Annotated in this window: 14 protein-coding genes; 7 read left to right on the top strand and 7 right to left on the bottom strand. The window is 63.4% G+C overall.

Annotation, left to right across the window (positions count from 1 at the left end):
* Positions 1-14: 14 nt before the first annotated feature.
* The 3 genes from rplS (at position 15) to ftsY (ending at position 2,755) form a co-directional block, all read left to right on the top strand.
* Positions 15-422, top strand: a complete 408-nt coding sequence (rplS, locus tag EPJ54_RS01975) for a 50S ribosomal protein L19 (protein ID WP_135209990.1) — start codon at positions 15-17, stop codon at positions 420-422.
* Positions 423-527: 105 nt separating this feature from the next.
* Positions 528-1,790, top strand: a complete 1,263-nt coding sequence (gene mtaB / locus EPJ54_RS01970; RefSeq protein ID WP_135209989.1) for a tRNA (N(6)-L-threonylcarbamoyladenosine(37)-C(2))-methylthiotransferase MtaB — start codon at positions 528-530, stop codon at positions 1,788-1,790.
* Positions 1,787-2,755, top strand: a complete 969-nt coding sequence (ftsY, locus tag EPJ54_RS01965) for a signal recognition particle-docking protein FtsY (protein WP_135209988.1) — start codon at positions 1,787-1,789, stop codon at positions 2,753-2,755. Before mtaB ends, ftsY begins: the two co-directional genes overlap by 4 nt.
* Here the strand turns inward: ftsY and EPJ54_RS19675 are convergent, their stop codons facing one another.
* On the bottom strand, positions 2,756-2,896 hold the full coding sequence (locus tag EPJ54_RS19675; RefSeq protein WP_167755533.1) for a hypothetical protein: 141 nt from the start codon (positions 2,894-2,896) through the stop codon (positions 2,756-2,758). It lies immediately after the preceding gene.
* Between the two features lie 106 nt (positions 2,897-3,002).
* A complete protein-coding gene (locus tag EPJ54_RS01960) occupies positions 3,003-3,899 on the bottom strand; it encodes a peptidylprolyl isomerase (RefSeq protein ID WP_135209987.1) in 897 nt (298 codons plus the stop codon).
* Positions 3,900-3,994: 95 nt separating this feature from the next.
* On the opposite strand from EPJ54_RS01960, the gene EPJ54_RS01955 reads away from it, so the two are divergent.
* Complete coding sequence (locus tag EPJ54_RS01955) at positions 3,995-4,639, top strand: inner membrane-spanning protein YciB (RefSeq protein WP_167755532.1); 645 nt, start codon at positions 3,995-3,997, stop codon at positions 4,637-4,639.
* A 123-nt stretch (positions 4,640-4,762) separates the two neighbouring features.
* On the top strand, positions 4,763-5,326 hold the full coding sequence (locus EPJ54_RS01950; RefSeq protein ID WP_135209985.1) for a MarR family winged helix-turn-helix transcriptional regulator: 564 nt from the start codon (positions 4,763-4,765) through the stop codon (positions 5,324-5,326).
* 4 nt (positions 5,327-5,330) lie between these two features.
* Here EPJ54_RS01950 and EPJ54_RS01945 read toward each other — a convergent pair whose 3' ends face one another.
* From EPJ54_RS01945 to ccmA, 5 genes are read right to left on the bottom strand one after another with little or no spacing between them, the layout of a single operon-like run.
* The gene (locus EPJ54_RS01945) at positions 5,331-5,858 is read right to left on the bottom strand and encodes a DsbE family thiol:disulfide interchange protein (protein WP_135209984.1); all 528 of its coding nucleotides are present in this window, start codon (positions 5,856-5,858) and stop codon (positions 5,331-5,333) included.
* Positions 5,855-5,992, bottom strand: a complete 138-nt coding sequence (locus tag EPJ54_RS01940; protein WP_135209983.1) for a heme exporter protein CcmD — start codon at positions 5,990-5,992, stop codon at positions 5,855-5,857. The genes EPJ54_RS01945 and EPJ54_RS01940 overlap by 4 nt, the downstream gene beginning before the upstream one ends.
* Positions 5,989-6,711, bottom strand: coding sequence for a heme ABC transporter permease (locus EPJ54_RS01935; RefSeq protein WP_135209982.1), 723 nt, complete (start codon positions 6,709-6,711; stop codon positions 5,989-5,991). Before EPJ54_RS01935 ends, EPJ54_RS01940 begins: the two co-directional genes overlap by 4 nt.
* Before the next feature lie 54 nt (positions 6,712-6,765).
* Positions 6,766-7,419, bottom strand: a complete 654-nt coding sequence (gene ccmB, locus EPJ54_RS01930) for a heme exporter protein CcmB (protein ID WP_135209981.1) — start codon at positions 7,417-7,419, stop codon at positions 6,766-6,768.
* Positions 7,416-8,033 (bottom strand): heme ABC exporter ATP-binding protein CcmA, encoded by a 618-nt coding sequence (gene ccmA, locus EPJ54_RS01925; RefSeq protein WP_135209980.1) that lies wholly within the window; start codon positions 8,031-8,033, stop codon positions 7,416-7,418. Before ccmA ends, ccmB begins: the two co-directional genes overlap by 4 nt.
* Positions 8,034-8,113: 80 nt before the next feature.
* Here ccmA and EPJ54_RS01920 point away from each other — a divergent pair, with 80 nt between their 5' ends.
* Both EPJ54_RS01920 and acnA read left to right on the top strand, forming a co-directional pair.
* Positions 8,114-9,112, top strand: coding sequence for a DUF4349 domain-containing protein (locus EPJ54_RS01920; protein ID WP_135209979.1), 999 nt, complete (start codon positions 8,114-8,116; stop codon positions 9,110-9,112).
* A 154-nt stretch (positions 9,113-9,266) separates the two neighbouring features.
* Positions 9,267-11,963 (top strand): aconitate hydratase AcnA, encoded by a 2,697-nt coding sequence (acnA, locus tag EPJ54_RS01915; RefSeq protein WP_135209978.1) that lies wholly within the window; start codon positions 9,267-9,269, stop codon positions 11,961-11,963.
* The last annotated feature ends 61 nt before the right edge of the window (positions 11,964-12,024 follow it).

Genomic DNA, 12,024 nt, shown 5'->3' with positions numbered 1-12,024 from the left:
GCTCGGTTGCGTAAATGAACCTGATCCAGACGCTTGAACAAGAAGAAGTCGCCCGCGTTACGAAGGGCAAGACCATCCCCTCTTTCGATCCGGGCGACACGCTGCGCGTGAACGTGAAGATCAAGGAAGGCGATCGTGAGCGCGTCCAGGCTTACGAAGGCGTCTGCATCGCCCGTTCGGGCGGCGGTTTGAACGCCAATTTCACCGTCCGCAAGATCAGCTTCGGCGAAGGCGTGGAGCGCGTGTTCCCGCTGTTCTCGCCGACCATCGACAGCATCGACGTCGTCCGCCGCGGTAAGGTCCGTCGCGCGAAGCTGTACTACCTGCGCGATCGTCGCGGTAAGTCGGCTCGTATCGCCGAACGCGCTGGCGGCGCCCGCGAAGACGATTTCGTCGGCGAAGCCAACGAAGCTGCTGAATAAGCCTCCGCGCTTCTCCAGAGTTCAAAGCCCCGCGATGACCTCGCGGGGCTTTTCATTTGCAGCGCTTGACCTCCTGGCCGCACACGCTCACCTGACCCCTGCCCCATGAACGCGCCTGCGAAGCCTCCGCGCGCGGATGTCGAGATCCTGACGCTCGGCTGCCGCCTGAACGCCTACGAGAGCGAAGCCATGCGCGCGCTCGCGGGCGATGCCGCGCTCTCGAACGCAGTGATCATCAACACCTGCGCCGTCACCGGCGAGGCCGTGCGCCAAGCGCGCCAAGCCATTCGCCGCGCGCGACGCGAACGGCCCGATGCGGAGATCATTGTCACCGGCTGCGCAGCCCAGATTGATCCGCAGAGTTTTGCGGCGATGCCGGAAGTGAGCCGCGTGCTCGGCAATGCCGAGAAGATGCGCGCCGAGAGCTTCACTGGCGCGCATGAACGCGTCGCTGTCGCCGACATCATGGCCGTGCGGGAAACCGCGTCGCATTTGATGGACGGCTTCGTCGAACGCACGCGCGCTTACGTGCAAGTGCAGAACGGCTGCGACCATCGCTGCACGTTCTGCATCATCCCGTACGGCCGCGGAAATTCACGCTCGGCGCCAGCTGGCGAAGTGGTGGAGCAAGTCCGGCGCCTTGCGGCCAATGGTGTGCCTGAGGTCGTACTGACGGGCGTTGATCTAACCTCCTGGGGCGCGGATCTGCCTGGGCAGCCAAATCTTGGTTCGCTGGTCGCGCGCATTCTGAAGCTCGCGCCCGATCTACCGATGCTGCGCCTCTCTTCGCTCGACGCGATCGAGATGGATGATCAATTGTTCGAGTTGGTCACGCAGCACGACCGGGTTGCGCCCTATCTGCACTTGTCGCTTCAACATGGCGACGATCTGATCCTCAAGCGCATGAAGCGCCGCCACTCTCGTGCGCAAGCGATCGAACTCGCACAACGCTTGAAGGCCGCGCGCCCCGCCATCGCGCTGGGCGCCGATTTCATCGCCGGCTTCCCGACAGAAACGGAAACGCATTTCGAGAACACGCTTTCCCTGATCGAAGCATGCAATCTGGCTTACGTGCACGCATTTCCTTTCAGCCCGCGCGAAGGCACGCCGGCCGCGCGCATGCCGCAACTTGGGCGGAGCTTGATCAAAGAACGCGCCGCGCGTTTGCGCGATGCGGGGGCGGCCGCGCTCACGCGCCATCTCGGCCAATGGGTTGGCCGTGAAGCCGATGGCCTAATTGAGCGCGACGGCTTCGCACGTCTGCCCGATTTCACCGCCGTGCGCTTCGAAGGCGCCAGCGGACAAGCATTTCAGCGCCTGCGCTTTAGCGCCCATGACGGCGCGCATCTGATTGGCGTCGCCGCATGATTTGGGGTCTGTTCGACAAGAAAAAGAAGCAGGCCGAAAGCGCGCAGCCGGAAGAGCAAGCCAAGGGCTTGTTCGATGGCCTGCGTAAGTCTTCGAGCAAGCTCGCCGAAAGCTTCACCTCCGTCTTCACGAAGGAAAAGCTCGATGCTGCGGATTTGGCCGAACTCGAAGACGCGCTCGTTGCGTCCGACATGGGCGCGGCCGCTGCGGCGCGTATTGCAGGCGCTTTGGCGGAGCAGCGTTTCAGCAAAGAGAACGGCGTTGAAGAAGCGCGCATCGCGCTCGCAGGCGAAGTGGCGCGGCTTCTGAAACCGCGCGAAGCGACGCTTGATCTCACCAATGGGCCGAAGCCGCGCATCGTGCTGGTGATCGGCGTCAATGGCTCGGGCAAGACGACGACGATCGGCAAGCTCGCCAACAATCTCACCAATGCTGGCGCGAAAGTCGTGATCGGCGCGGCCGATACGTTCCGCGCCGCCGCGATCGAACAGCTCAAAGTCTGGGCCGATCGCGCCGAGGCTTCCTTCGTCAGCTCCACGCAAGGGGCGGATGCTGCCGGCGTGGCGTTTGAGACGGTGAAGCGCGCCAAGGAAGAGAACGCCGACGTCGCTCTGATCGACACGGCGGGGCGCTTGCAAAACAAGTCAGAGTTGATGGCGGAGCTCGCCAAGATCGTGCGCGTTATGCGCAAGATCGATGAAGACGCGCCGCACGAAACGCTGCTCGTGTTGGATGCGACGGTCGGCCAAAACGCGCTGTCTCAGGTGGAAAGCTTCCGCTCGGTGACGGATATCACGGGCCTCGTGATGACCAAGCTCGACGGCACGGCCAAAGGCGGCGTGCTCGTTGCTGTCGCGCAACGCCACGCCATCCCGATCCACTTCATCGGCGTCGGCGAAAAGGCGGAAGATCTGCAGCCCTTCGACGCCGCGAGCTTCTCTCGCGCACTCGTCGGTCTCGAATAATCACGCCACACCGGTTGCCGTCAGCACCGCCGCCAAGACTGGGCCAACAAGAACCAGCACTGCGAGCGCAATGTTGGCGTCACGCAACACCGGTGGCAGCGCGTTGGGATCGACTTTCGTTTGCTGATAGGGGTCGTGCATACTCGCCTCCATGTAGGCCGCGTTCGGCTCTGCACTGGAGGTGGTGACGGCCCCAACCGCTTACGAACGACGCCTCGTCGTCCGCACTGTGAGCGGAATTCACATCTTATGGCGCGACGCGTACCGGCAGCGGCACGTTGCAAACATTGATGCGGCCCGTTGGCTCCAGGAACCACGGATCGCGGCGGGTGCGTCGGCTTTCGGTAAGCGTGCGGAAGGTGGCGCTGTCGGTGCGCAGCGTTTGTAGATTGACGCGCTCGCTTTCCGGCAGCTCAGACGCCAGACGCACCGAACGGATGATCGTGCGCTCCTCCGGCGTCTCGTAGAAGCCCAACGGCCCCGTGCCGCGCGGCATGACGGAGAGCAATTCGATGCCCTGCAACACGCGCCCTACAAGCGTCACGTTGCGATCGAGGTGACGCGGGGCTTGGCCGATGACGACATAGAGCTCCGCGCCGCTGCCGCTATCTGCCGTGTCGCCACGACCAGCGCCGACCATGCCGTAGCAATGCGCGAGCCAGGTGCGGCCGTTCTGGCCCGCGACCGGGAAGCCGCTAGCAAAACCAACTTCACGCGCATATGAATCCGGGTCTTGCAGGCGTGTGATCTCGACGCCGCTGCGCGGGCGATCGAATTCCGGCTGCAGGGAGCGTTGCGCCTCGCCATACGCAGTCGTGTCGCCTTCGTCGCGGCCCCACTGGACGACGTAATTGTCCTGCGAGCGCACGATCGCTGCGCCATCCCAATAATGCGCCCGAGCCAACGCACGAATATTGGCGGCGTGGTTGGACGCGTACTCGGGTGCGAGTTCGATGATCACGCGGCCGGTAGGCAGATCCATGTAGATCGTGTTCTCAGGATCGACGGCGCGCCAATCGGAGGCCGGCGATTGCTCCAGGATTTCGCCCATCGACGGAACCGGCGCGGTTTGCGCCTCGGAACTTGCGGGTGCGCTCGCGCACGCCGCCACCAACAAAGCCGCCGCCAAAGCCTGCAGACGCATGCGTCCCTCCCCGAAATCAGGCGGTGATGTGGGCAGGGAATGCGTTTCAGCGCAAGCGCCTAGTCCGCCGCCCCCGGTTCGGCGTATCAGGGTGCATGACCGAAGAACTGACCCCGCTGGCCACCGCCAAACCAAAGCAGCAAGGCGGCCCCAACCAGCTGCTGATCGATCTCGGCCCCGTCATCATCTACGTGGTCGCCTTCAACGTGCTGCAGCGCATCGAGGCGACGAAAGAGAACGCGGTCTATATCGCGACCGGCATCTTTATGGCCGCAACCATCGCTGCGATTGCCTGGTGCAAGATCAAGCAAGGCCGTATTCCGCCGGTTCTGATCATCACGGGTGTGATCGTCACCGCGTTTGGCGGCCTCACCATCGCGCTGCACGACCCGACTTTCATTCAGATCAAGCCGACTTTCACCTATCTGTTTTATGTCGCGGCTGTGCTGGGCTCGCTGGCGATCAGACAAAATGTTTGGAAGCTGCTCTTCGGCCACGCGTTTAATTTGCCGGACAAGATTTGGACGATCCTGGCGCTGCGTTGGTCGGCGTTTTTTGCGTTTCAGGCGGTGCTCAATGAAGTGATCCGCAACACACAGACATTCGAGTTTTGGCTGAACTCACGCCCCTTCATTGTGTTTCCGCTGACGATTCTGTTTGCCGTCCTCAACACGCCGATCGTCCTCAAGCATCAGCGCGAGGAGCCAGAGACGGCTGCGGAAACATCACAGGGCGCTTAAATCCGACTGATTTGGGCTGATTTTCGCCTCAGACGCGAACTAAAGTCGAACGCATGATTGATCGCGTTGTGCGCATCGCTAAGCTCCGCGCCGGTTTTGGGGCGTTGAATTATGGGTCGCTCGATGGCGGACGGACCTGAGTCCGAGCCCTTCCGGCTTGCGACATCAGCGAGCCACTTGCTGCACCGCGCGGAGCAGCTCGCATCCGATCGTTTCGAGCACCTCGTCGGCGACACCATCACGCTGCGCCAATTCGCCGTGCTCGCCGCCATCGCGGAAATGCCGGGCCTAAGCCAAAGCGATCTCGTCCGCGCCACCGGCATCGACCGTTCGACGCTCGCCGATACGGTGCAGCGCATGGAAAAGCGCGGTTGGATTTCGCGTACGACAGCGCCACTCGATGCGCGCGCACATGCGGTGCATCTGGCATCCTCCGGCGCGACGCTCCTTGCCTCGGCCACGCGACACGCACGCGCGGCTGATGCGGCGATTCTTGATCTCTTGCCGCGCACCAAGCGGCGCACCTTCCTGAACATTCTCACCAAGCTCGCCAAGCTTTCGGATGAGGCCGCAGCGAAAGCCGAGCGTGACGCAAAGCGCGAAGCCAAGCGCGCGGCCAAAGACGAGAAGAAAAAAAAGCAAAAGCCCGTCAGCGAGGCGCGCAAGCGCGACGGCGCGCGCAAATAGGCGCTTAGTCCGCGGCTTCGAGCGCGGGCAGAATTGTGTTTTCGACGACCTCTGGCGTGAGAGGCCCACGATAGGCCGCGCGGATCGTACCGTCCGGACCGATCACGAAGGTCTCCGGCACGCCGGCGATGCCAAGCTCAATGCCGAAGCGACCGTCTGGATCGAGAGCCACGACGCGGAAGGGATCGCCGAGTTCTTGCAGGAAGCGCGCAGAGGCCTCCGGCTGATCCTTGTAAGCGACGCCCACGATCTCAACACCGCGCTCGCGCAGCGCCATCAATTGCGGATGCTCAGCGCGGCATGGCGTGCACCAGGACGCAAACATATTGATGACGTAAGCGCGGCCAGCCATCTCGTCGCTGGTCAGCATCGCGCCGCCATCGAGACGCGAGAGCGCAAAAGTCGGCGCAACGCGCCCCGCCTCGCCTGTCGTGAACAATTCGCGCTCACCGCCGCGCGTGAGCATCACGGCGCCCACAACGACCAGAAGCGCCAATAAGATCAGCGGCGCAAAGGCGATGAAGCGCTTCATGGCTTCTTCTCAAGCTTGCGCGCTTCGCTGCCCCAATGGCGCAAGCGCAGCACCACAGCGATCGTCAGCGCGCCGAACGCGAACGCGCCAACGGCATAAGCTGGCCAAATATAAGCCCAACCGCCTTCGATCATGCTTCGGTCCCACGCAAGCGCGCGGCTTCCACGCGCCGGCGAAACACGGCGGCGCGCATGTTCATCATCAGCAGCGCCGCGAACAAACACAGGAAACCGCCCGCCATCGTGAAGAGCGGCCCCATCATGCTCGGGTGAATGGACGAGCCACCCGCGCGCATGATGCTTGCCGGCTGATGCAGCGTGCTCCACCAATCGACGGAGAATTTGATGATCGGCAAGTTCACGAGACCAACAAGGCAAAGGATCGCGGCGAGCCGCGCAGCTTTCTCCTCGTCTTCGATCGCGCTCCAAAGCGCGATGTAGCCGAGATAGATGATGAAGAGGGCGAGCATCGACGTCAGACGCCCGTCCCATTCCCACCATGTACCCCAAGTTGGCGCGCCCCAGAGCGAGCCGGTGATCAAGCACACCGCGGCGAACGTGGCGCCAATCGGCGCGGCGGCGCGTGCAGCCACGTCCGCGAGCGCATGGCGCCAAACAAGCCCAACGAAACTCGCCGCGCCCATGAACGCGTAAATACCCATCGACCACCAGGCCGACGGCACGTGCAGATACATAATCCGCACCGTCTCGCCCTGTTGGTAGTCCGCCGGCGAATAAAACAAGCCCCACGGCACGCCAATCGCCAGCAGTACGAGTGCGGCGACCAGGAAGATCGGCGCGGCCCAGGCTGAGAAGGCCATAAAGCGCGCGGGATTGGCGAGATAGGTCAGCATCAGGTGTCAGGTATCAGGTGTCAGGGGGCGGAAACAGGCGGCAAACGGCATCACTCACTCCGCCTGCAGCCGTAAAGCCGCCGCCGCCGCGACCGGCCCTAGCGCCAAAGCGGCCAGCGCAAACCCGGCCAGCACGGATAGCGCTGCGCCGACATGCTCACCGCCCGCAACAGCAGAGCCAAAAATGATAGGCGGCGCAAAGAAAGGCAGAACAATGAGCGCGATCAAAACCCCGCCGCGCTTTACACCCGCTGTCACCGCCGCTCCGACCAGGCCAATGCCGATAAAGGCTGCCATGCCGAGCAACAGGCTGAGCACAATCGCCGGAACGAGTTCAGGGGGCGCTTGGAGCGCGATAGCGGCCGGCGCGCTCGCGAGCGCCAGGGGCATCCCCACAGCGACCCAGAGCGCCGCCCCCTTCGCGAGCACGATCATCTCGAGTGGCGCGGGCGAGAGCAGCATGTGGTCGAGCGAGCCGTCCTCGAGATCGGCTTGAAACAAGCGCTCCAATGTTGCGAGCACAGCAAGAGCAGCAGCGATCCACACGAGCGGCGGACCAGCGGCCGCGAGCAAATTGCGCTCCGGTCCCATCGCCAGCGGCACGAGCATCGTCGCGCCGAGGAAGAAGCCGAGCGGCGCCAACGCGCCGCCACCGCCGCCCCACATCAGCGCCAGATCGCGCCGGAAAGTCGCTGCGAACGCGCTCATGCGCCCACCGTCAGCGTTTGGCTCGGCGTTGGCCCCAAAGGTTCGTGCACGGCCGCAAGCACCAAGCCGCCATCAGCGCGACGCGCGTCGATGATCGCGGCGAGCATCGCTTTGCCATTCGCGTCGAGCGCGGCGGCGGGTTCGTCGAGCAACCAGATCGGGCGCGGCGCGAGGATGAGGCGCGATAAACTCAAACGGCGGGCCTGGCCTTGGCTGAGCGTGCGCGCGGGTCGTTCGAGCAATGCTGCTAGCCCAAGCTTCTCGGCGGCGACGCTGGCATCGCTCGCGCCGCCAAACAGCCCGGCCCAATAACGCAAGTGCGAAGCGACGCTGACCGTCGGCTTCAAGCCATTCTGGTGGCCGACGAAATGCAACGCCAATGACGGCTCTTCCAAATTCTCAAACACAATCTGACCAGCGCGCGGCTTCAGATAGCCAGCGAGCGTGCGCAGCAAGGTCGTCTTGCCCGCGCCATTGCCGCCGCGAATTTCGAGATAGGCGCCTGGCTCGGCGCTAAAGCTCAGCCCCTCGAACAGAACGCGTCCGCCCCGGGCCACGGAAAGCGCGTCGACCCGAATTTTCGGCTTGTCTTGGAAAGGTCCGGACGCGCTCATAATGCCGCCCTGGTTCTAGAAAGGGTTGCGTCATCCGCCAAGGCGGGCCTTGGTGGTTGCGACATAAGGGAGGGACGGCGATGCGTCGTTTCGTGGCGGGACTGATTTTGGCCGGCGCGCTGGCCGCTTGTGGGCAAGGCGACGTCGCCAGCACCCAAAGCACTGGTGAAGCCCCTGCGACTGAGGCCTATGGCGGCGTCGCCGACATGGACATGGCGCAGGGCCGCGCCGTCATGGAAGAGGCCGCGCCTGCACCAGCCGCACCGCCACCCCCGAGCGATGCGCCGTCCGCCAACCGGCCCACGCAGCCAACACAGCCAGGCGGGCCCTCGCCCGTTCTCTACCTCGCCTATTCCTACGCGATGGGCCTAGAGATCCCGAGCCAGCGGCTTTCGGACGTTATGGACGCGCACATCCAGGCCTGCACCACAGCGGGCCCGCGTCTCTGCCAACTCGTCGGCTCCAACAAGAGCGGCGACCCGGAAAGCTTCATGCAGGGCTATGTTTCGCTGCGCGCCGAGCCGACTTGGCTCGCCACGTTCCGCAATGGAATCGCCGCACAAGTCGATGAAGCTGGCGGGCGCCTCCAATCCTCGACCACCAACACGGAAGATCTGACGCGCGCCATCGTCGACACTGAAGCGCGGCTGCGTGCGCAAACGGCGCTGCGTGATCGTCTGCAAGAACTCCTGCGCTCTCGTCCGGGTCGCCTCTCGGATCTGCTTGAAGTCGAACGTGAACTCGCCCGTGTTCAGGGTGAGATCGATGCGGTGCAATCGAACCTCGCCGTCATGCGCACGCGCGTCTCGATGTCCGAACTCACCATCAATTACCAATCGGCGCCGCGCCCGGTCGGCAGCGACACGTTCGAGCCGCTGCGCAATGCGTTTGCGAACTTCCTCGGCATCGTTGTCGCGGGTTTTGCGGCGATCATCACTATCATCGCGGGGCTCATCCCGTTCGCGATCGTGATCGTGCCGATCGTATGGTTTGCGCTGCGCTGGCGGCGGCGGCGTGGCGGGCGCTTCTTCAACCGCACACCCGCCGCTTCACCGCCGGAGCCGCCGCCCACGGCATAGTTGCGAACGGATCGCAAACATAGCTCAGAGCGTCAATTGCGCCTTCATAAAACGGCGCTAAATAAGCCCTGCCGCGCGAACCGGTTTGATTCCGAAATTGGGGCGCACCCCAACGCGCTTGCATCTCTGAAGCTTAGAAGCCGGATGCAGACCCATGCCATCTTTGAACTCATTCAACGCCCGCACCACGATCAGCGCGGGCGGTAAATCGTACACCTATTTCGATCTCAACAAGGCCTCTGAGAACGGCCTTGGCGACATCTCCAAGCTGCCCATCTCGCTCAAAGTCCTGCTCGAAAACTTGCTCCGCACCGAAGACGGTATTGCGGTGAAGAAAGCGGACATCCTGGCCATGACCTCGTGGCTGGTGAACAAGGGCAAGAACGAAGTCGAAATCGCGTTCAGCCCCGCGCGCGTGCTGATGCAGGATTTCACCGGCGTCCCCGCGGTCGTTGACCTCGCCGCCATGCGTGACGCCGCCGCCAAGCTCGGCGCCAATCCTGAGAAGATCAATCCGCTGGTGCCGGTCGATCTCGTCATCGACCACTCAGTGATGGTCGATCACTTCGCCAGCGCCGGCGCGTTCAAGCAGAACGTCGAACTTGAGTACGAACGCAACGCCGAGCGCTATCAATTCCTGCGCTGGGGCCAGCAAGCGTTCCAAGACTTCCGCGTCGTCCCACCCGGCACCGGCATCTGCCACCAGGTGAACCTCGAATATCTTGGCCAAAGCGTTTGGGTGCGTGACGTCGATGGCGAGACGTTCGCCTATCCGGACACGGTCGTCGGCACCGACTCTCACACAACCATGATCAACGGCATCGGCGTGCTCGGTTGGGGTGTCGGCGGCATCGAAGCGGAAGCGGCGATGCTCGGCCAATCGATCTCGATGCTGATCCCGGAAGTGATTGGCTTCCGTCTCTCCGGCAAATTGCCGGAAGGCGCCACCGCCACCGACCTCGTGCTCACCGTCACGCAAATGCTGCGTAAGAAGGGCGTGGTCGGCAAGTTCGTCGAATTCTACGGCCCCGGCCTCGAGACGATGAGCGTGGAAGATCGCGCCACCATCGCCAACATGGCCCCGGAATACGGCGCGACCTGCGGCTTCTTCCCGGTCGACAGCAAGACGATTGATTATCTCACCGCCACGGGCCGCGATCCCGCGCGCGTCGCGCTTGTCGAAGCCTATTGCAAAGCCAATGGCCTCTGGCGGTCAGACATCGAGCCGGAATTCACCGATACCCTCGAACTTTCGCTCGCCGACGTGCGCCCGTCGCTCGCGGGCCCGAAGCGTCCGCAAGATCGCGTGCTGCTCGGCGGCGTCGGCGAAGGCTTCACCAAGGTGATGAACGACGAATTCCGCAAGAGCGCGGAATTGAAGAAGCGCGCGCCTGTTGCTGGCGCCAACCACGATGTCGGCCACGGCGATGTTGTGATCGCCGCGATCACGTCGTGCACGAACACGTCGAACCCGAGCGTGTTGATCGCCGCGGGCCTCGTTGCGCGCAACGCTGTGGCGAAGGGTTTGAAGACGAAGCCGTGGGTGAAGACTTCGCTCGCGCCGGGCAGCCAAGTTGTCACCGATTATCTCGCCAAGGCTGGCCTTGATAAGGATCTCGACGCGCTGGGCTTCAACCTTGTTGGCTATGGCTGCACGACCTGCATCGGCAATTCGGGGCCGCTGCCGCCGGCGATCTCGGCCGCTGTCGCGGAGAACGATCTCGTCGTCGCCTCGGTGCTCTCGGGCAATCGCAATTTCGAAGGCCGCGTGAACCAAGACGTGCGCGCGAATTATCTTGCGTCACCGCCGCTTGTGGTCGCCTATGCGCTCGCGGGCTCGGTGTACGCCAATCTCGAAACCGAGCCGCTCGGCACGGGCAGCGACGGCATGCCAGTGTTCCTGAAGGACATCTGGCCGACCAACGCGCAAATCGAAGATACCGTGCGCGCGTCGGTGACGAAAGCAATGTTCGAGGCGCGCTACGGCAACGTGTTCGCCGGTGATCAGCACTGGCAAGCGATCAAGGTCGGCGCCGGGCGCACCTATGAGTGGGACAATAACTCCACCTACGTGCAGAACCCGCCCTATTTCGAAGGCATGAGCATGTCGCCCAAGCCGCCGACCGACATCGTCGAAGCGCGCGTGCTGGGCCTCTTCGGCGATAGCATCACGACCGACCACATCAGCCCCGCGGGCTCGATCAAGAAGGTCTCGCCGGCTGGCGTCTATCTCACCGAGCACGGCGTGCCGCAGGCGGATTTCAATTCCTACGGCGCCCGCCGCGGCAACCACGAAGTCATGATGCGCGGCACCTTCGCCAACATCCGCATCAAGAACGCGATGGTGAAGAACGATGACGGCTCGATCGTGGAAGGCGGCTACACCATCCACCATCCGTCGGGCGAGCGAATGTTCATCTACGACGCCGCGATGCGCTACAAAGCCGAAGGCCGCGAGCTGGTGATTTTCGCCGGCAAGGAATACGGAACCGGTTCCTCACGCGATTGGGCGGCCAAGGGCACCACCCTGCTCGGCGTCCGCGCCGTGGTGGCTGAGAGCTTCGAGCGTATCCACCGCTCGAACCTGATCGGCATGGGCGTGCTGCCGCTCCAATTCATCGACGGCCAATCCTGGGCTGGCCTTGGCTTGAAGGGCGACGAGCAAGTCTCGCTCTCGGGCGTGGCCAATCTCGGGCCCCGCCAGAAGGTGACGCTGCGGATCAAAGGCGCGGACGGCGCAGTGCGCGAACTCGAGGTCGCCTGCCGGATCGACACGGAGAACGAGGTCGAATACCTCCGTAATGGGGGAATTCTGCACTATGTGCTGCGTGGACTGGCCAAAGCCGGCTGATCGAAGCGCCTTCGGGCCGCTCCGTCACGCCGCTGTGACTAGAACCAAAGGGGCGGGCCGT

It is taken from the genome of Vitreimonas flagellata (assembly GCF_004634425.1).
In the GTDB taxonomy this organism is placed as follows: domain Bacteria; phylum Pseudomonadota; class Alphaproteobacteria; order Caulobacterales; family Aquidulcibacteraceae; genus Vitreimonas; species Vitreimonas flagellata.
The sequence above is the reverse complement of the archived record's forward strand: the minus strand, read 5'-3'. Positions and strand labels throughout refer to the sequence as shown.